21 protein-coding genes are annotated in these 18,677 nt (G+C 67.8%); 8 read left to right on the top strand and 13 right to left on the bottom strand.

The features are described 5' to 3' along the window. Nucleotides 1-5 precede the first annotated feature (5 nt). From ACO0LV_RS17530 to ACO0LV_RS17510, 5 genes are all read left to right on the top strand, one after another. Entirely contained in the window at nt 6-887 is an 882-nt protein-coding gene (locus ACO0LV_RS17530) for a sulfite exporter TauE/SafE family protein (RefSeq protein ID WP_424789217.1), read from the top strand. A 376-nt stretch (nt 888-1,263) separates the two neighbouring features. Beyond that, entirely contained in the window at nt 1,264-2,085 is an 822-nt protein-coding gene (locus tag ACO0LV_RS17525; RefSeq protein ID WP_424789216.1) for an ABC transporter ATP-binding protein, read from the top strand. Continuing rightward, nucleotides 2,082-2,738, top strand: coding sequence for an ABC transporter permease (locus ACO0LV_RS17520; protein ID WP_424789215.1), 657 nt, complete (start codon nt 2,082-2,084; stop codon nt 2,736-2,738). Before ACO0LV_RS17525 ends, ACO0LV_RS17520 begins: the two co-directional genes overlap by 4 nt. Then, nucleotides 2,735-3,457, top strand: a complete 723-nt coding sequence (locus ACO0LV_RS17515) for an ABC transporter permease (RefSeq protein ID WP_424789214.1) — start codon at nt 2,735-2,737, stop codon at nt 3,455-3,457. The genes ACO0LV_RS17520 and ACO0LV_RS17515 overlap by 4 nt, the downstream gene beginning before the upstream one ends. Before the next feature lie 40 nt (nt 3,458-3,497). Next, entirely contained in the window at nt 3,498-4,454 is a 957-nt protein-coding gene (locus ACO0LV_RS17510; protein WP_424789213.1) for an ABC transporter substrate-binding protein, read from the top strand. A gap of 178 nt (nt 4,455-4,632) precedes the next feature. On the opposite strand, the gene ACO0LV_RS17505 is transcribed toward ACO0LV_RS17510, so the two are convergent. The 4 genes from ACO0LV_RS17505 to ACO0LV_RS17490 all read right to left on the bottom strand — a co-directional run bounded on the left by ACO0LV_RS17505 (nt 4,633) and on the right by ACO0LV_RS17490 (nt 10,522). Then, nucleotides 4,633-4,818 carry a hypothetical protein gene (locus ACO0LV_RS17505; RefSeq protein ID WP_424789212.1) on the bottom strand — a complete coding sequence of 62 codons (186 nt, stop codon included), beginning with the start codon at nt 4,816-4,818 and terminating at the stop codon, nt 4,633-4,635. A gap of 195 nt (nt 4,819-5,013) precedes the next feature. Further along, nucleotides 5,014-7,023 (bottom strand): beta-galactosidase, encoded by a 2,010-nt coding sequence (locus tag ACO0LV_RS17500; protein WP_424789211.1) that lies wholly within the window; start codon nt 7,021-7,023, stop codon nt 5,014-5,016. Between the two features lie 51 nt (nt 7,024-7,074). Then, nucleotides 7,075-9,573 (bottom strand): glycoside hydrolase family 95 protein, encoded by a 2,499-nt coding sequence (locus ACO0LV_RS17495; RefSeq protein WP_424789210.1) that lies wholly within the window; start codon nt 9,571-9,573, stop codon nt 7,075-7,077. 4 nt (nt 9,574-9,577) lie between these two features. Next, entirely contained in the window at nt 9,578-10,522 is a 945-nt protein-coding gene (locus tag ACO0LV_RS17490; RefSeq protein ID WP_424789209.1) for an ATP-grasp domain-containing protein, read from the bottom strand. Between the two features lie 142 nt (nt 10,523-10,664). Between ACO0LV_RS17490 and ACO0LV_RS17485 the strand changes: the two genes are divergently transcribed. Together ACO0LV_RS17485 and ACO0LV_RS17480 are read left to right on the top strand one after the other, a co-directional pair. Further along, on the top strand, nt 10,665-10,934 hold the full coding sequence (locus ACO0LV_RS17485) for a GlsB/YeaQ/YmgE family stress response membrane protein (protein ID WP_424789208.1): 270 nt from the start codon (nt 10,665-10,667) through the stop codon (nt 10,932-10,934). Between the two features lie 357 nt (nt 10,935-11,291). Further along, nucleotides 11,292-11,684 (top strand): STAS domain-containing protein, encoded by a 393-nt coding sequence (locus ACO0LV_RS17480; RefSeq protein WP_424789207.1) that lies wholly within the window; start codon nt 11,292-11,294, stop codon nt 11,682-11,684. On the opposite strand, the gene ACO0LV_RS17475 is transcribed toward ACO0LV_RS17480, so the two are convergent. The 9 genes from ACO0LV_RS17475 to ACO0LV_RS17435 are packed head-to-tail and all read right to left on the bottom strand — an operon-like array spanning nt 11,631 to nt 17,564. Then, nucleotides 11,631-12,407, bottom strand: a complete 777-nt coding sequence (locus tag ACO0LV_RS17475) for a GvpL/GvpF family gas vesicle protein (protein ID WP_424789206.1) — start codon at nt 12,405-12,407, stop codon at nt 11,631-11,633. The two genes, ACO0LV_RS17480 and ACO0LV_RS17475, sit on opposite strands and share 54 nt — an antisense overlap. Further along, entirely contained in the window at nt 12,404-12,727 is a 324-nt protein-coding gene (locus ACO0LV_RS17470) for a gas vesicle protein K (RefSeq protein WP_424789205.1), read from the bottom strand. The genes ACO0LV_RS17475 and ACO0LV_RS17470 overlap by 4 nt, the downstream gene beginning before the upstream one ends. After that, nucleotides 12,724-13,638, bottom strand: a complete 915-nt coding sequence (locus tag ACO0LV_RS17465; RefSeq protein WP_424789204.1) for a gas vesicle protein — start codon at nt 13,636-13,638, stop codon at nt 12,724-12,726. The genes ACO0LV_RS17470 and ACO0LV_RS17465 overlap by 4 nt, the downstream gene beginning before the upstream one ends. A 58-nt stretch (nt 13,639-13,696) precedes the next feature. Beyond that, the gene (locus ACO0LV_RS17460; protein ID WP_424789203.1) at nt 13,697-14,092 is read right to left on the bottom strand and encodes a gas vesicle protein; all 396 of its coding nucleotides are present in this window, start codon (nt 14,090-14,092) and stop codon (nt 13,697-13,699) included. 27 nt (nt 14,093-14,119) lie between these two features. After that, the gene (gene gvpO / locus ACO0LV_RS17455) at nt 14,120-14,998 is read right to left on the bottom strand and encodes a gas vesicle protein GvpO (RefSeq protein ID WP_424789202.1); all 879 of its coding nucleotides are present in this window, start codon (nt 14,996-14,998) and stop codon (nt 14,120-14,122) included. A 1-nt stretch (nt 14,999) separates the two neighbouring features. Beyond that, entirely contained in the window at nt 15,000-15,248 is a 249-nt protein-coding gene (locus ACO0LV_RS17450; protein ID WP_424789201.1) for a gas vesicle protein GvpG, read from the bottom strand. After that, entirely contained in the window at nt 15,245-16,000 is a 756-nt protein-coding gene (locus tag ACO0LV_RS17445; protein WP_424789200.1) for a GvpL/GvpF family gas vesicle protein, read from the bottom strand. Before ACO0LV_RS17445 ends, ACO0LV_RS17450 begins: the two co-directional genes overlap by 4 nt. After that, on the bottom strand, nt 15,997-16,383 hold the full coding sequence (gvpJ, locus tag ACO0LV_RS17440) for a gas vesicle protein GvpJ (RefSeq protein ID WP_424789199.1): 387 nt from the start codon (nt 16,381-16,383) through the stop codon (nt 15,997-15,999). The genes ACO0LV_RS17445 and gvpJ overlap by 4 nt, the downstream gene beginning before the upstream one ends. Continuing rightward, nucleotides 16,380-17,564: an SRPBCC family protein gene (locus ACO0LV_RS17435; protein ID WP_424789198.1), complete on the bottom strand. Its 1,185-nt coding sequence runs from the start codon at nt 17,562-17,564 to the stop codon at nt 16,380-16,382. The genes gvpJ and ACO0LV_RS17435 overlap by 4 nt, the downstream gene beginning before the upstream one ends. Before the next feature lie 63 nt (nt 17,565-17,627). On the opposite strand from ACO0LV_RS17435, the gene ACO0LV_RS17430 reads away from it, so the two are divergent. Further along, nucleotides 17,628-18,122, top strand: coding sequence for a hypothetical protein (locus tag ACO0LV_RS17430; protein WP_424789197.1), 495 nt, complete (start codon nt 17,628-17,630; stop codon nt 18,120-18,122). Nucleotides 18,123-18,677: the final 555 nt, after the last annotated feature.

Here is an 18,677-nt window from a genome sequence, read left to right as displayed (position 1 = left end):
GGCAGATGGAGGCTTATCTGATCGTCGTCCTGATCCTGGCCGTGCTGGTCGGGGTCAGCCTCGGTCTCCTCGGTGGCGGTGGCTCGATCCTGACCGTCCCACTGCTGACCTATGTGGCCGGGATGGATCCCCGGGAGGCGATCAGCGCGTCCCTGTTCATCGTCGGCGTGACCTCGCTGGTCGGGATGCTCAGTCACGCCCGCCGCGGGAATGTGCGCTGGCGCACCGGCCTGGTCTTCGGTGGCGCGAGCATGGTCGGTGCGTTCGGTGCGGGCCTGGTCGGCGGGTACCTGCCCGGCACCGTGCTGATGATCGCCTTCGCGCTCATGATGCTCACCAGCGCGGCCGCGATGATCCGCCGCAAGGGAACAGCCCGGCCCCGGCGCACTGACATGGCGGCGGGGCGCGCCGTCCTCGATGGCTTCGTGGTGGGCGCGATCACCGGCCTGGTCGGAGCCGGCGGCGGGTTCCTCGTGGTCCCGGCGCTGGTGCTGCTCGGTGGGCTGGCGATGCCGGCGGCCGTGGGCACCTCGTTGCTGGTGATCACCATGAAGTCATTCGCCGGCCTGGGCGGGTACCTGACCACGGTGAGCCTGGACTGGGCACTGGTCGGCGCGGTCACGGCCGCCGCAGTCGCCGGCTCCTTCCTCGGCACGGCGTTGACCGGCAGGGTCCCCGAGGGCCTGCTGCGGCGACTCTTCGGCTTCTTCGTGCTGGGCATGGGCGTCCTGGTCCTCGCACTGGAACTGCCGGCACCGGGCGGGGCGGTCGTGGTGCTCGCCGCGGCGCTGGTGACCGTGGTGGCGCTGGGCGGGCGCGCAGTCGGCGCGCACCGCCGTCGGACGTCAACACGCCTTCGAAACCCTGAACCGATCCATCACCCCTGACGAAAGGACCATCCGAAATGTGTCGTCCCACCACCTGCCGCCGCTGCGGCAAGACCACCTGGGCCGGTTGTGGCCAGCACGTGGACCAAGTACTGAGAGGCGTCCCGCAGCACCAGCGCTGCCCGGGCCACGAGGGGGAACCCAGCACGGGATTCTTCGCCCGGTTCGCCAGACGTTCCCGATGACCGTGCCGGGCTTCCGGGCTCGGTGAGACTCTCGGCCTCGGGCGCCGGCCAGGCTGGACCCGGGGGCGCCGCCCGGCCGGGACCCCGGGGACGCCGCGGCCGGGCGGGACACGGGGGCCTGCGGGAAGCGACCGGCTCTCCGGTCCGGTACCGTCGTGACGGCAGGTCACTGACCCGACGGAGGCTAGGGCATGATCGAGTTCCGCTCAGTCCGCAAGGAGTACGACGACGGAACTGTCGCCGTGGACGACTTCTCCCTGGTGATCCCACCACGCAGTACTACGGTGCTGGTGGGCTCCTCCGGGTGCGGGAAGACCACGCTGCTGCGGATGATCAACCGGATGGTCGAACCAACCTCCGGGGTCATCGAGATCGACGGTGAGCCCGTGGCCGACCGGGAACCGGTGGCTCTGCGCCGCAGCATCGGATACGTGCTGCAGAACGGCGGCCTGCTGCCGCACCAGAAGGTGATCGACAACGTTGCCACGGTGCTCCGGCTCACCAAGACGCCCCGCGCCCGGGCCCATCAGCGCGCCATGGAGCTGCTGGACACGGTCGGGTTGGACCGGGCCCTGGCCGAGCGGTACCCCAGCCAACTCTCCGGCGGGCAGCAGCAGCGGGTCGGGGTGGCCCGAGCGCTGGCCGCCGATCCCAACATCCTGCTCATGGACGAACCCTTCGGCGCGGTGGACCCGATCGTGCGCGCCGAGTTGCAGACCGAGACCGCCCGGCTGCAGAACGAGTTGCACAAGACGGTGGTGTTCGTCACCCATGACGTCGAGGAAGCCTTCGGGCTCGGCGATCAGGTGGTGATCCTGCAGAAGGGCGCGCACATCGCCCAGTGCGGCAGCCCGAGCGAGATCATCGAGAATCCGGCCAGTGGCTTCGTTGCCGACTTCATCGGGTTGAATCGCGGCGCCCGCAAACTGCACCTCAAGGAGACCGGGAACGGCACGGTGCTCGTGGACGCCAACGGGCGGACCAAGGGTGTGTTGGCCGAAGGCGCCCCGTGACCTGGGTCCTGGATAACCTCGACCTGATCGGGGGGCTCACCGTGGAGCACCTGCGCCAGAGCGCGGTGCCGATCGTGCTCGGGCTGGCGTTATCCATCCCGTTGGGCTGGGTCGCCTACCGCTACCGCCTCACCCAGGGCCTGGTGCTGACCCTGGTGGGCCTGCTGTACACGATCCCGTCCCTGGCCCTGTTCGCGATCCTGCCGCCGCTGCTGGGCATCAGTTTCCTCTCCGAGGTCAATCTCATCATCGCCCTGACCATCTACGCGGTCGCGATCATGACCCGGTTCGTGGCTGATGCGCTTGTCTCGGTGGAGCCCTCCGTGCGTCAGGCGGCCACCGCCGTCGGCTACGGCCCCTGGCAACGCTTCTGGCAGGTGGAACTGCCCCTCGCCGGTCCGGTGGTACTCGCCGGGCTGAGAGTGACCGCGGTCTCCACGATCTCCCTGGCCACGGTGGGCATCCTGATCGGCATCGACAACCTCGGGTACCTGTTCACCAACGGTTACCAGCGACAGATCGTGGCCTCGGTCCTGGCCGGCGTGGTGGCCACCGTGGTGATCGCGCTTCTCATCGACGCCCTGCTGCAACTGGCGGGCCGGTTCCTGATGCCGTGGACGGCGCTCACCAGCGCGAAAAGGGCCACGACATGAACCTTTTCCTGGAGGCAATCGACTGGATCTTCGCGCCCGAGCGCGCCACCGGAGCCCTGCCGCTGCGCGAGGCGATCAGCACGCACCTGCTCTACACCGTGGTGTCGGTGCTGATCGCGGCCGCCATCGCAATCCCGGCCGGTTGGCTGATCGGGCATACCGGCCGCGGGCGCGGATTCGCAGTGGCCCTGGCCGGCGCGGCCCGGGCGGTGCCCTCCTTCGGGCTGGTGCTCCTTCTGGTGCTCGTGTTCGGGGTGCTGTACAAGGTGGAGGCCTCGGTCACCGCCTTCGTGCTCTTGGCCATCCCCTCGATCCTCGCCGGTGCCTACGCGGGGCTCGAGGCGATCGACCGCCGGGTGATCGACGGGGCCCGCTCGGTGGGGATGTCACCGTGGCAACTGCTGCTGAAGGTGGAGGCGCCCTTGGGTCTGCCGCTGCTCATCGGCGGGTTGCGCTCGGCGAGCCTGCAGGTGGTCTCGACGGTGACGCTGATGGGCTACGTGGGCAACTGGGGGCTGGGGTTCCACATCGTGCAGGGCATCAACCTGCGCACCTTCGAACAAATTCTCGGCGCTGCGCTGGTCATCGTGGTGCTGGCCGTTAGTTTGGACGCATTGTTCGCCATCGCCGAGCGCGTGGTCACGCCGAAAGGTGTCCAGGCCCGACGCACCCGCGGAAGGAAGGAACGACGGCCCTCCGAACGACTCGCCACGAGTTGAGGCCCTAACCCCGTATTGACCGACCCGGAAGGATTCCAGCATGACCCCACGCACCACCACCGCGATAGCCACCCTCGCGATCGCAGGCCTGGCGCTGGCCGCCTGCGGCGGGGATTCCGACCCGCTGGAGGATCCCGACACCGACGACGGCGCCGTCACCGAGCCCGACGCCGATGAGGACGACGCGCCGGCCGGGCCCGGCCCCGACACCACCGTGATGGTGGGCTCCCAGGCCTACTACTCCAACGAGATCATCGCCGAGATCTACGCCCAGGCACTGGAGGCCGAAGGCTTCATGGTGGAGCGGAACTTCTCCATCGGCCAGCGCGATGCGTACATGCCGGCCCTGGAGAGCGGCGAGATCGACCTGTTCCCCGAGTACACCGGCAACCTGCTGCAGTTCTACGACCCGGACACCGAGGCCACCGAGGCGGAGGACGTGTACGCCGAACTCGGTACCGCGCTTCCGGAGAACCTGGTGGCACTGGACCAGGCCGAGGCCACCGATCAGGACTCCTACAACGTGACCGCCGACTTCGCCGAGGAGCACGGCCTCACCTCCCTGGCCGACCTGGCCGAGGTGGATATGGACCTGACCCTGGGTGGTCCGGCCGAACTCGAGGAGCGCCCCTACGGCCCGAGCGGGTTGAGCGAGGTCTACGGGGTCGAGGTGTCCTTCAGCGCCACCGGTGACACCACGGTGCAGGACCTGGTGGCCGGCACCGTGGACGTGGGGAACGTCTATAGCGCCGACCCGCGGATCCAGACCGAGGACCTGGTCACGCTGGAGGATCCGGAGGGGCTGTTCCTGGCCTCACACGTGGTGCCGCTGGCGAACGCCGACATCGCCGAGCAGGTCGCTCCGGTGATCAACCAGGTCAGCGCGGCATTGTCGGCCCAGGATCTGGTGGCGATGAACGTGGAGTCCACCGAGGATCAGCGCTCCCCCAGTGACATCGCCGCCGATTGGCTGGAGGGTTCCGGCATCCTGAACTGACGCCCCGGGGCGGCCCCCGCCCAACGGCACCAATTGGACGGTTCCGGCGGGGTCTCGCACGGAGGACCCGCTCAACGGCACCAATTGGACGGTTCCGGCGGGGTCTCGCACGGCGGACCCGCTCAACGGCACCAATTGGGTGGTCGCGGCGCCCGCGGGGAGGGGTGGGTCCGCGGTGTCAGCGGTCGCCGCTGCGTTTGTTGAGCCAGGCGGAGGCAGCCACGTAGACCAGCACCGCCACAATCACCACCAACACGATGCGCAGGAGCACCCACAGTGCGGTGAAGACGAACTGCACCAGCACCCAGGCGATGATGACCGCGATGACCACGAGGACAAGTGAGATGAGCCGGTTGCGTTGCACCCCTCCAGTGTGTCAGAGCCTCGCTGATGGGCGCGACGAACCACCACCTCATCGAGAACGACGCCCGTGGTCATAGTCGACCGGTCGGCGCGTCGCTTTCGACCCCAGGGGTCGCCCTCGACCGCTAAGGGTGCGGGTGGGGGCGGTGGGGTGGGGTGGGGTGGGCAAGTGGGCGGTGGGGGGCGGGGAGCTGGGTCAGGCTTCCCGGACGACGGCGACCTCCCCGGCCGGGAGTGTGTAGGCACCCTCGGCGCGGGTTCCGGTGAGCAGTTCGGTGCCCGTCACGCTCACCTGCACATCCTCGCCGGTGTGGTTGAGCAAGAACAGGTAGCGTGCGCCGTCCGCGCCGTGGCGCCGCTGCGCCTCCACACCCTCGGGCAACCCGTCCACCACGGGAGTGACCCGAGCCTCGGCGAGGACGTCACGCACGAGGCGACGCACGCCGTCGGCGTCCGGCCGGGTGCCCACGTACCAGGCCGCACCCGCCCCCACCTGGTTGCGGGTGATCGCGGGCTTTCCGGCCAGAGGTCCCTGTGCCCAGGTGCGGACCGCCTGCGCCCCGGCCAGGTGGGTGTTCTCGCTCCACAGGTCGGCGCCGGTGCCGTCGTCCAGGCGCAGTACCTCGTCGGCCTGCAAGGGCCAGAACTCCTCGGTGCGCACCCCGAGCAACTCACGGAACGCACCGGGGTAGCCGCCCAGTCGGACGTGATCGTGCTGATCGGCGATGCCGCTGAAGAACGTCACCAGCACGGAGGCACCGGACCGAGCCGCGTCGGCGATCGAGGCAGCGGCGTCGTCATCGAGCAGGTAGAGGGTGGGCACCAGCACGGCCCGGTACTCGCCCAGATCGGCTCCGGGCGGCACGATGTCCACGCTGACCCCCTCCAGCCAGAGGCGGCGGTAGTAGCGCAGCACCTCCGCCATGTAGTCCAGATGCTGGGTCGGGTGGGAATCCAGCTCGCTACCCCACCAGGCCTGGTAGTCGAATACCAGCGCCACCTGGGAGCGCACCCGCGAGCCCCGCACCGGTGCCAGGGCGGCCAGGGCCCGGCCCAGGCGCACGGTGGTGCGCCACACGTCGGAGTCCGTGCCGGCGTGGGGCACCATCGCCGAGTGGTATTTCTCCGCGCCGGCCTTGGACTGGCGCCACTGGAAGAACATCACCGCGTCGGCCCCGCGGGCCACATGACAAAACGAGTCGCGCACCATCTCCTGCGGATCCTTGGGCCGGTTGCGTTCCTGCCAGTTCACCGCCGAGGTGGAATGCTCCATCAGCATCCACGGCTCACCACCGGCGACGCCGCGGCTCAGATCGGCGCTGAAGGCCGCCTCGATATGCCGTTCGGGGTCGGCGGCGATGGTGTAGTGATCGGTGGCGATCACGTCCATGTCCCGCGCCCAGCCGAAGTAGTCCATCCACTTGGTGCGGCTGGTCAGCATCATGTTCGTGGTGATCGGCACATTCGGCGTGATTCCGCGCAGCACCTCACGCAGGGCGCGGTAGTGACGCAGCAGTTCATCGGAGGAGTACCGGGCGAAATCGAGTTGCTGGGTGGGGTTGGGATCGTGGGGCGCCACCCGGGGCGGCAGGATCTCCTCGAAGGAGTCATACCGCTGGGACCAGAACGCCGTTCCCCAGGCCGCGTTCAGCGCCTCCACCGTGCCGTACCGCTCGCTCAACCACGCGCGGAATGCCCGGGCGGCGTCGTCGGAGAAATCGTGCGGGACGTGGCAGCCCAGTTCGTTGTCCACGTGCCACACCGCCAACACCGGATGGTTGCCGTAGCGCTGGGCCATCGCCCGGGTCATCCGCAGCGCGTAGTCGCGGAACACCGGCGAGGACACCGAATAGGCCTGCCTGGACCCTGGGTAGAGCACCGTGCCATCGGCCAGGTCGGGCAGGATGTGCGGGTGTTCGCGGGTCAACCACGGCGGCGGTGAGGCGGTGGCGGTGGCCAGGGAGACCCGGATCCCGGCCTCGTGCAGGCGATCCATGACCGCATCGAGCCAGCCCCAGTCGTAGTCACCCTCGCGCGGCTCCAGCATCGCCCAGGAGAAGATCCCCACGCTGACCAGGTTCACCCCGGCCCGCACCATCAGGTCCACGTCCTCCACCCGGGTGGCCAGCGGCCACTGTTCCGGGTTGTAGTCGCAGCCGTAGGCAAGCCCGGAGACGCCCAGGGGCCAGGAGTTGGTGGTGGTCATCGCAGGATCCTCCGATGGGCTCAGACGGGGCGTGGCGCATCGGGCCGCAGCCTACCCCGCCACGGTCGGGACGAAATCCGCGGGGGTGAGCGTGACCGGGGCGCCGGCGGGCACGTCCACACTCACCCCGGCACCGGCGAAGCACACCCGCCGGTTGCCCGCGCCGGCGGGAGCGGTGGCCCGTAGTCGCGCCCGGCTCAGCGCCACCCGGCCGTCGTCGTCGATCTCCCAGTCCACATCCACGACGGTGCCGCCGCGGGCGAGCAGGCCGCGTGCCTGACCCGGGCCGAGCGCGGCCGGCAGTGCCGGAAGCAGGTCGATCCGATCGCGGTGGCTCTGCAGCAGGGCCTCGGCCAGTGCGGCGGTGAAGCCGAGGTTGCCGTCGATCTGGAACGGCGGGTGGGCGGCGAGGTAGTTGGCGTACAACCCACCCGACTGGCCGCCGGCGTCGGCCTCCTTGCTGCGCAGCGCCAGGCGGATCAAGGACTCCACCCCCTCGGGCTGGCCGAGCCTGGCGCGCATCGCCATCTTCCAGGCCAGGGACCACCCGGTGGACTCATCCCCCCGGGCGTCCAGGCTCGCCGAGACCGCCCCGGCCAGGTCTCGATCGATCGGTCGGGTGCCCGGATAGCAGAACACCAGGTGGGAGATGTGCCGGTGCAGCGGCTCGGGGTAGGACGCGTCCATCGCCCACTCCCCCACCAGGCCGTCGGTCCGGATCGGTGGTGCCGGCAGGCGCGGCAGCGCCCTACGAGCTGCCGCCACCACGTCGTCGTCGTTGATCCCGAGACGCTCGGCCAGGTCGGTCACGATGGTCAGGAGGTCACCGATCAGCGCGATGTCGCAGGTGGAGGAGATTCCGGCGCTGCCCTCGCGGCCGTCGGGCGTGCGGAACCTGTTCTCCGGCGAGGTGGACGGATAGGTGCCCAGGCCGCCGTCGGGCATCTCCTGCAGCCAGTGCAGGCAGAAGGCGGCGGCCTCCCGGCCCACCTCGAAAGCGCGGCGGGCGAATCCGTCGTCGGCCCCGAAGGCCACCTGCTCCCACAGGTGCCGAACCAGCCAGGGGCCTGCCATCGGCCAGAACGCCCAGGCCGGATCGTGCTCGCCGTGACCGACCGGCAAGGTGTAACCCCAGATGTCGCTGTTGTGATGGGCCACCCAGCCGGGGGCGCCGTAGAGGTCGGCTGCGGTCCGCCGGCCCCGATCGGCCAGCGCCTCCACGAGGTCGAACAACGGCTCGGCCGCCTCGAGCAGGTTCGCCGGACCGGCCATCCAGTAGTTCATCTGCAGGTTGATGTTGGTGGTGTAGTTCGAACTCCACGGGGGCCGTAGGTCGGCGTTCCAGATTCCCTGCAGGTTCGCCGGTGTCCCCCCGGGCCGGGAGGAGCAGACGAGCAGGTACCGGCCGTAGTTGAACACCAGTGCCACCAGCGCGGGGTCCCGCTCGAACTCGGGCAGGCCCGTGGCATTGACCGCCGCAAGGCGTTCGTCGCTGGGCGCACTCGAACCGTGAGCGAACCTCACCTCGGCCCGCCCGTACAACTCCTGGTGGTCGGCTCGTTGCCTGGCCCCGAGTTCGGCTGTGTTGTGCGCCTCAGCCGCGTCCAGCGTGGCTACCGCACTTGTGATCGCCTGCGGGAGGTCCCGGCGTGGCGCGCGACCCAAGCCGCGGAACCCGGTGCCGGTGCTGACCAGCGCGGTGACCTCGCGCGCTCCGCGCACTCCGGTCCCACCCTGGATGGGCATCTGGAGGCCGTCGTGCCGGACGCGTAGGGCCACCGCGACCGGTTGGCTGTCCGCGCCGTAGTGCACCGGCTCCTCGGAACCTGCACCCGGGGCGCGGAATGTGTCGTCGTGCGGGGGGTGTACCTCCGTGGGCAGGGTGAGGGCGAGTACCGAATCGGCTCCGCCCGGAGTTCCGACGAGGCCACCGCGCAACTGGGAGGTCATGGCGAGGTCGACGTCGAGGCCGGCGGGGTCCTCGGTGGTGACGGTCCACACGAGGACCTGATCGGGCGCGCTGACGAACGTGGTGGCGGTGACCCGGTGACCCCCGTGGCGGTAACTGGTGCGGTGCGTCGCGGTGGTCAGGTCGAGCCGGCGCTCGTAATCGATCACGGCGCCGGGGCTGCCGGTGCGGTCGGTGGTGGCGGCTGGGTTGCCAGGGGCCGAGGACTGCTCACCTACCCTGGCCGGCCCGATCGTGATGTCAAGGTCTGCCAAGGGCATGAAGGCGCCCGAACTGCGGTGCTGCAGCGCGCGCAAGGCGCCCTCGGCGCCGGACCAGTCGCCGTCCCTGATCGCCCCCCGGGCTCGGGCCAGGGCACGCGCGGAGACCTGCGGATCGGGCCGGTCATCGGTGAACTCACGTTCGGGCCCACCAGACCAGGCGGTGCCGTCGTTGAGCCGGAGGCGTTCGTGCCAGGGGTCCCCGTAGACCATCGCTCCGATACGGCCGTTTCCCAACGGGAGCGCCTGCAACCAATCGGAGGCGGGCGTCGTGAAGCGGAGTTCATGCGACGTCGGCCTCGGGTCTTGGTTCCGAACCACGTGGTCAGGCCAGGTCGATGTTCGCCGGATCCGGCCCCATGCGCAGTTCGGCAACGATGGAGTCGGCGAAGCGTTCGATGGCGCCGGACTCCAGGGAGCAGAACAGGTTCGGCTCCACCAGTTCCAGTTCCATCAGCAGCGAGGCCCCGCCGTGGGTGGGGATCAGGTCGACTCGCGCGTACGGCAGCGGACGCGAGGAGATGGACCGGCCCGGAATGCGTGCGCGGGCGAAGGCCAGCACTTCCTGACCCGCCTGGATCTCCTCCCGGCTGGCGCGGTAGGGCTCCATCTCCTCCTGCAGGTAGCGCCCGGCCTCGGCTCGTTCGGCGCCCTCCAGGATCGTGCCCTTGCGGGCGGCGTGGGAGTAGGTGCCGTGGAAGAAGACCAGGGCGATCTCGCCGAGCACATCGACCTCGGGCACGTAGCGCTGCACCATCACCGAGCGGCCGTCGGCCAGCAGCCGGGAGGCGTGCTCGATGGCCGCGCGTCGATCGTCGGCCAGCACGCGGTACCGGGCGGTGTCCATTGATCCGGCGCTGATGGCCGGCTTGATGACGAACTCCTCCCGAGCGGGAAAGCGATTGTGCAGATCGCGCTTGGTGAATTCGCGCTCCGGTTCCAGCCATCGGGTGTCGACCACCGGCAGGCCGTGGTCGGCCAGCGGCTGCAGATAGTGTTTGTCGGTGTTCCATCGCAACACGTTCGGCGGGTTCAGCAACCTCGGCACGGACTGGGCCCAGGCCACGAAGTCGTCGCGGTGAGCCGCATAGTCCCAGGCCGAGCGCACCAACACCAGGTCGTAGGTGGACCAGTCCACGCCCGGGTCGTTCCAGACGGCGGCCTCGGCGTGCACCTCGCGATCGGCCAGCGCGGGCACGAGCGGTCGATCCTCCTCGTGCAAACGGGGCAGGTCGGCGCAGGTGACGAGGGCAACTCGGGATTCAGGCACGCCCCTACCGTACCGATCGCGCACCGCGAACGGCCACGGTCACCGCCGCGGCCCCAAGATGCGCGATTCCTCCGGTGATGCCACCATCGGTTCCACCACCGGCCCATCAGGCGCCGGTCCGTCGATCGAACAAGGAGTCCCCATGGGTTTCATTGCATTCCTGCTGCTCGGTCTTATTGCTGGCGCGATCGCTCGTGCGATCCTCAAGGACCGTATCGCCGGCGGCTGGCTCGCCAGCCTGTTAATCGGCGTGATCGGCGCGATGCTCGGTGGTTGGATCGGCACAGCCACAGGCTTGGGCGATGTGGATGAGTTCTTCTCCATCTCCTCCTGGCTGCTGGCCATCCTCGGCTCGGTGATCGTCTTGGTGATCTGGGGCGCGATCAGCGGCCGGAGCAAGTCCACACGCTGACCTTCCTGCGGCGAGTTCGGCGCGAACCTGACCGGATCAGCGGAACAGAGCACCCAGGTAGATCTCCGTTGGTGTACACCCGTAGTGGTACCGGTCCGCGTTTCGCGTCGGCTCGCCGCACTCACGGCACGGTTGGCTGTGGTCACCGGTGCGGTGTTCGGTCGCCCTGACCCTCTCGGTGCTCTTCTCCTTGATGGGCATTGGTCACACTCCTGTCGACCTCGATCTGTTGAAGTGCACGGTAAACCGAAGGCCTTTTGATGAGTTGTGGCAAACGTGTGGACCCTGGCCGCGGCCCGAACTTTGATGCCAGACGTTGATGCCACAAGGGCGTCCGTCAACCAGTCGAGGAGCAGGATGCCCGAAGAGTCCGAGCGGTTGAGCGCGCAGGGTTGGGTCAGGCTGACCAGGTCGCACGATTGCGCCCGACTCGCCCTCGGCGGCGAGATCGACGCCGGCGACATCACCACGCTCAATGACGCGGTCGAGGAGGCGCTCGGCTACGGCTTGCCGGTCGACGTCGACACTCAGGACGTGTTGTTCATGGACTCCATGACCATCGCCGCCATTTCCCGGCTCTCCGGAGCCGGCACCCGGGTGCGCTTCCTCAACCCGCCGGGACTTGTGCGCTTCCTGCTGGACGTGACGCACATCGGTGCGGAGGTTGAGATCGTCGACGACTCCCCGGCCTCCCGGTCAGGACGTCATGGTCGGCACGTCGGCGAAGGAGTACGGGGGCCACGGACCTAGGAACCGGACCTGCGCTGCCGGTTGCTCGTCACGGATCTTTGCCAGCGCACTACCGATCGCTTGAGTCCGCTCGGCCGGCGCCAGCACCGAGAATGCGGCAACCGGCACCTCCCCCGGTTCGGCACGACTGGCGCGGTTCTCCACCAGGTCATCGGCGAGGGCGGCAAGCCGGCGCCGGTAATCGGGGTACAACTCGTCGGCGAGAGCATCAGCCAGGTCCCTGGCGTGATGCTCCAGACGTTTGCGTAACAACCGCTGCACCCCGGCTGGTCTGCCGTCGATCTCCGCGCGCATCACCTCGGTCTCCGGGTGCCCCTGCGCCACGGTGGCGGCGTCCAGAGAGATCTCGATGCGCAACTCGATCCGGCCACGTAGTTGTGCCAGACGAGCGGCGAGGTCATCGGCGTTCTCGTGCAACCAGCGCTGCAGCCGCTGCTCGGCCGGGTCCTCCTCGCTGTGTGCCACGATCACGTTGAAACTCACCGGCAACACGGCACCGGTGGCTTCGGCGAGCCGTTCCACGACATCGCTGTGACTCAACACCCACCGGCGCACGTCGTCGTCATCGTCACCTTGGTACGGGCCATCCCGGTGCTCATGGACGACGGCGGCGACGCCCCCCGGTGCGGTGATCACCCTGAGTGGGTGGTCATCGATTCCGGTCCCCAGTTGGTGTTCCTCGGCCGGGGTACTGATCGCGTACACATACAGGTCTGCGCTCATCGGTGGTCCGGACCTGCCTCTTCAGCCCATCGGTCCGGGTTGATCAGTTTGTCCACCACCTCATCGACGACGTCATCCAGACCACGGCGCAGGTCCGCCACGGATCCGGTCAGGCCGTGCTCGTCTTTGAGTTCGGCCATCGCCTCGTCCAACTCCATCAGCGCCTCGCCCAGCCGGTTCTGTTCCTCCTCGGTCAGGTCACCGCCTTCGATCCGCCGGATGGCCTGGGTTTCCAGTGCCTCCTGGATGATCTCCACCAAGGTGACCACCAGCGTGAGGACGCCGTTCTTGAGGCTCTTCTCGTCGACCTTCAGCGTCATCGGTCCGCTCCCGCCGCTACCTGTTCGGGCTGGTTCCGGCGCAGTAGTTGCAGGATCAGGCCCGCCCACAGTTCGTTGTCATCGACGGCCAGGTGGACGTTCCCGGAATCAGTACGCACGAGCAGGATCGTATCCAGCAGCGGGGTGTCCCCGGAGCGCAGGGTCACCGACCTGATCTCGCTCGGGCGCAGCCGCACCGCGGGACGGGAGTCCAGGGCGCCCTTCCAGGTCAGGCCGCTCTCGGCGTCGAGTTTTCCGGTGCCGCCGCGCCACAGGGGCTTACCCGCACTACCTTCGCGGAACCACATCCGCCCCTCGGCCAGAGGTTGTGCTTCCTCGGGTCGCGGCGCGGGATCCGAGGAAGGGCTGCTGTGGTGGCGCACCAGGTCGTGCAAACGCTCCGGCTCCGAGGCGGACAGGATGTGCGTACCGCCCCCGGCGGTGCTCACATGGAGGCGGGCACGTTCCTCTCCGCCGATGCTCCGCTCGGTCCGTGTCTCGACCCGCTCGATGTCAACGAGGGGGGTCTGCCAGAGAATCTCCTGGGGATCGCGCCGGTAGGCCACCAGCCGGTGGGTGGTGAGGTAGATGGTGCCCGGACGCCATGATCCGTGCTCGGTCTGGGCCAGATAGCCACCTGCCATCCGGGCGACGACGTCCTCATCGGTGGCCAACGGCAGGTGCCGGGATACCGACGCGCGCACCCAGGCACGAGTTCGCTCGTCCCAGTTGCGCATCATCCCGTACTCCAACATCGTTTCCAGACCCGCGATCGTGGCGCGCAGATTGATACCGATCAGGGGAACGTCGGCGACGGCGATGATCAGGTCCAGGTTGAGATAGACCCCCTTGTTCAGCAGCACTTCGAGCAGGTCCGGCAACGTGACCGCCGGGTCGCGGGTGGGTTGCATCGCCTCCGTGACCTCCGCTGCGCTCCCCACGGCAGTGCCTGGAGGACCGCTAGCCTGCTCAGTCATCTGAGTCGGTGACCTCCGCCGGCTGGTACTTCCCTGCCAACGCCTGGGCACTCTGCCAACCGCACCAGGGACAACTCTGCTCCAGCAACTGGTCTACCGGGGAGTGTTTGCCGCACTCCGGGCAGGACTCCTTGGTCTCGATGGCTTCTCGCCAGGCGACCGTGTCGGTATCGGTCCCGGCGGGGAACTCCAGCCCGTACTTCGCGGCGGTTTCGAACGAGGCCAGGGCGGCGCGGATCCGAATGCCGAGCAACTCCACCCCGGCCACCGAGACCATGATGTCGGCGTTGAGGACCAACCCCTTGTCCAGCAGCGTCTCCACGACGTGTACCAGCGTGCCTTCCCGGGAGCGCTGCGGCTGGATCGCGTCACCTGGTCCACTAGTCATCGCGCCACCTCCTGCAACCGCCTCGCCTCACTCTCCCCGCGCCCGTCCGCGCTGATAGCGCCGGGTGCGACGGTAGGACTGCAGTTCACCATCACCGGAAAGGAACACCTCGTACTCGGCGAGAACGTCGGTGGTGCTGGGGATTCGTTCATTCTCCAGCACCTCCACAGTGACCAGCCAGCCATCATCGGACCGCTCGACGCCGACCACCCCTTCGATTCCGCGGCCGGTCAACTCACCGAGTTGGCTCATCGCCTCCCGAGCAGCCCCGCCGGCCGAGAGGCCACGGCTCGGCGGCTCGGTTTGTTCCTCGTCGGGCTCTTCGGGCTCAGCCTGCTCCTCGGGCTCGGCTTCCTCCTCGGGCTCGGCTTCCTCCTCAGGCTCAGCCTGCTCCTCGGGCTCGGCTTCCTCCTCGGGCTCGGCTTCCTCCTCAGGCTCGGCTTCCTCCTCGGGCTCGGCTTCCTCCTCAGGCTCGGCTTCCTCCTCAGGCTCGGCATCGTCCTCTACCTCAGCCTGCTCCTCGGACTCCTCGGACTCCTCGGGCTCGGCCTCGACCTCTACCTCAGCCTGCTCCTGGGCTTCCTCCTCGGGAGCCTGATCGGCGTCGTCCTTCTTGGTACGCCTGCTGGTGGAGCGGGAACGGCTGCTGCCGGACTTGCTGCTGCTCGCCTTCGACCCGGCACTCCTGCCGCTGCCGGTGCCGCCCGACTTCCTCCGCGTGCCGCCCGACTTACTGCCAGTGCCGCCCGACTTACTGCCGGTACTACCCGACTTGGTCTTGGAACCCCGGGACTGGCTGCGCCCGCTGCCGCCCTTGGCACGCTGGGACGAACCGGATTTGCTCCCCGAACTGCGAGCCCGTCCCTTGCTCGCGGTCTCCGTGCTCTCCTCGGTTTCCTTAGCCATCTCAACCTTCCTTGTCGGGACGTCGGCGGGACTGGATGAGCCGGGCCACCAGTTCCTGCTCCATCGCGTCCGCCCGCTCGTCGTCGATCTCGCCGGACTCCCTGGCGCGGGCAACCTCATCGAGTTGCCGTCGGATCGAGGCGGGGTCGTAGTGCTGCCGCTCGGCTTGCTCGAGCACGCGCTCAGCCACCCACACGGTACCGCGCAGCGGCGCCAGAGGGAGGCTCAGAACGTTCCAGAGCAGGCTCATCGAGACTCACCCGCGAAGTCGTAGGGCGCCTGCGGCCCGACAAGGCGGAACGTCACCCGATCGTGCATCGTTGCTGCCACCTGCTCAAGAGCGCCTTCGAAAGTCGACCGGGCCTCATGGGCCACCAGGAGCGCGACATCCAGCACATCCTCGGCCTGGTTGGTCTCTCGCATGCGCAGGTCCCGCACCAGCGGACGGATGGTCTCCAAGATGCGGCCGGCGTCCTGTTTGGCCTTCTCCTGCATCTGACCGACGATGAGTTCCCCGAGGCGGATGCGCTCGTAGTACGTCGCCTCGGAGGAGTCACCGCGAGTGGCATCCCGCAACCGGGATACCTCCGGGTTCCCGGCGACCACCTCATTCAGGATGCTCGCCTCCACATATCGGGCACGCAGGGTGAACTGAATCGCGCCCTCAACCTGCTTCAGGCCGAGCAGGTACTCCTGCTGGCGGGCGGGATCCTGGATCTCCTCCAGTGCCTCCAGTTCCGGCACGAGCGTCCCGAAGGCCATGGGCAGGACCGGCACGTCCATCGCAATGGCGTCCAGCACACTGGCGTGCGCACGCAGGTCTGCCGGCCGACCGAAGTCCTCGGCATCGTCGAGATCCGAGACCACCGCGGCGATCGCACCCAACTCGAGCGTACGAACCCCGCTTCCGTCCACCCCAGTGAGTTCCTCGGGGATGCGGGCGGCCGCGGTCGTGATGCCGTAGACGTAGAGTTCGCTCGTGGGAGCCTGCCCAGGGGTCACGACTCGGCTTCTTCCTCCTCGGCCTCTTCCTCTTCGTCATCGTCGCCCATGAGGGCATCCTTGGCGCCGGAGATCGCGCCACTGACCTTGCCCTCGGAGGCGCTTTCAGTACTGTCTCCGAACAACTCCGGCAGGTCTCGTCCACCCTTGGCCTCAAGGTCGAGACGATTGGTGGCCTCCGCGAAGCGCAAGTAGGTGTCCACGCTTGCGATGACGATCCGAGCATCAATGGTCAGGACCTCGATACCCACGAGGGAGACCCGGACGTAGGCGTCGATGACCAGACCCTTGTCCAGGATGATCTCGACGACGTCGGCCAGGGAACTGGGAGAGGGACGTTCGATGTAACTTCCGTGGCGCCTCGTCGCAGTAGCAGTACTCATCGTGACCTCGCCTTCCTTCGTGTCCGGGGACGCTCCTCGGACTGCTCTTCTTCCTCGGAGGCTTCGCCCTCATCCTCGGGCTCGTCCTCATCCTCTTCGACCGGCTCCTCCTCGACGGCTTCACCCTCATCCTCGGGCTCGTCCTCATCCTCCTCGACGGCTTCACCCTCATCCTCGGGCTCGTCCTCATCCTCCTCGACGGCTTCACCCTCATCCTCGGGCTCGTCCTCATCCTCCTCGACCGGCTCCTCCTCGGCCTCGGCCTCGGCCTCAGCGGGAGCCTCGTCGTCGGGAGCGTCCTCCTCGGAGGAGTCTTCGGGTTCTTCTTCGGCCTGCTCTTCCTCGGCCTGCTCTTCTTCGACGACCTCGTCGTGGGTACGCACGATTTCCTCGTCCCGGATCTCCCCGCGCCAACCCTCGACGCTGTCCGGATCCAGGATCACCTCGGTCATCACGTGCCGGACGAAGTGCTTGAGTTCCAGCCGAAGCCGCCGGCCCACCGCCCGCCAGATGTTGCCGGTCTTCTCGAAGAAGCCTTGGGGGTGATACTCGACGACGATAACCATCCGGGTGAGTCGGTCACCCAACGGATGGAACGACACCGCCCCGTCCAGATGGCCCTTCTCTCCCGTTGAGCGCCACACAATGTGATCGTCGGGGACCTGCTGAACGATCGTGGCCTCCCAACTGCGATGGGACCAGAAGACCTGGCCCTTCATCTCAGCGGTGCCGTCGTCCTCATTAAACTTGGCATGCTCGGCCTTCTTCATGAAGTCCGGCCAACTGTCGTACGTCGTCCAGGCGTTGTAGACCACGCTCAGCGGCATTCCCACATCGATGGTCTCCACGAAGTTGGCGAATCTCATCTTTCCGCTGCCTCCGCTACCACCGCCGCCACCGAAGACGTCCTTCGCCTTCTCCTTCACGCCGGTGGTCGCTGCTGACAGCGCAGCCTTGGCCGGAGACTCGCCTTCGGCGAGTTCCTCGGCGCCCTCTTTAGCCGCCTCACCTGCCGCTCCGCCACCGTTCGACGCCTGCTCGGCGACGTCATTGAGTTTGTCGACGCCGCGCTGCACGAGGTTCTCGCCCCAGCCGCTCACGTACTCACCGAGGCTGCTCTTGAGTTTGTCCAGCCCCAACTGGTCCACCAAAGAGCCCGATTCGGATGATTCCTTGGCCATGGATCGCTCCTTCTTGTCTCGGGTCGACCTCAGGACGAGGACCGGCTGCTGCTCTTGGACCGGGTGCCGCCGCCACTGCCGCGACTACCGCTCCCCGAGGACTTCGTGCTGCGGGAAGAGGAGGAACTCCTGCTGCCACCGGACGAGCCCTTCGACCCGCCGGATGAACTCTTCGAACCGCCTGAGGATCTCTTCGAACCTCCAGAGGAACGCTTCGTCCCGCCCGAGGAACTCTTCGAACCACCGGAGGAACTCTTGGTGCTGCTGGAGGACTTACTGCTTGAGCGCGGGGAACTCTTGGTACTGCTGGAGGTCTTCTTCCGGGTGCTGCTCGCTGCGCGCTTCGGCTTCTCCTCAGCGGAGGCTTCCTCCTCAGCAGGCTCCTCCTCGGACTCCTCCTCAGCGGAGGCTTCCTCCTCAGGAGACTCCTCCTCGGACTCCTCCTCAGCGGAGGCTTCCTCCTCAGCAGACTCCTCCTCGGGCTCCTCCTGGTCCGACTCGTCCTCACTTTCCTCCGACTCCGAAGACCCTGGTCGCATCTCCGCGGTCCGGTCCTGAAGCGTGGTGTTCAGCGAGTCGACGCCCTTGGCAGCGACGGCGACCGCTGCACCCTTGGCGGCCTCGAGCAGCGGGCCGGTGACGCGTTCACCCAGTTCCTTAATCTCCGGAGGCAACTCGAACTCGCCGTCGGAATCTGAGAACTTCCTCGCCGCGTAGGTGCCGGCCGTCGCGAGGGCCACCAGACCCTTCTTACGGCGTCCCAGCAAGTAGCCCCCGACCAATAATGCTGCCAATTTCCATGTGTCCATCTCGGACCCCAGTCTGTGTGTCGGTACTTCGGGATTCGTGGCCCCGTGGGCCAGATGACCATCGGTGCGGCCTCTTAGCCTGGATCCACCGATGTGAGCTGGCGCAGGTCCGGCGTGTGAGAGCGAGAATGCCCCTCTGACCTGGGAAAATACGACTTGTTCAAGGCACGTATCCCACGCAAGAAGGGCATCTCGTAGATGCAACTATCTCATAGGTCGCCGGTAGTTTCGGCGAGGTTCGATGACCCCAATCTCGTGTCGGCCGCTGGGCTGGTGCCGTTGATGGCCCTGGCCCGTAAAGCCG

Origin of the sequence: Pseudactinotalea sp. Z1739, from assembly GCF_049725055.1 — a bacterium.
Classification (GTDB): domain Bacteria; phylum Actinomycetota; class Actinomycetes; order Actinomycetales; family Beutenbergiaceae; genus CALKWS01.
This window is presented reverse-complemented; position numbering and strand designations above follow the sequence as displayed.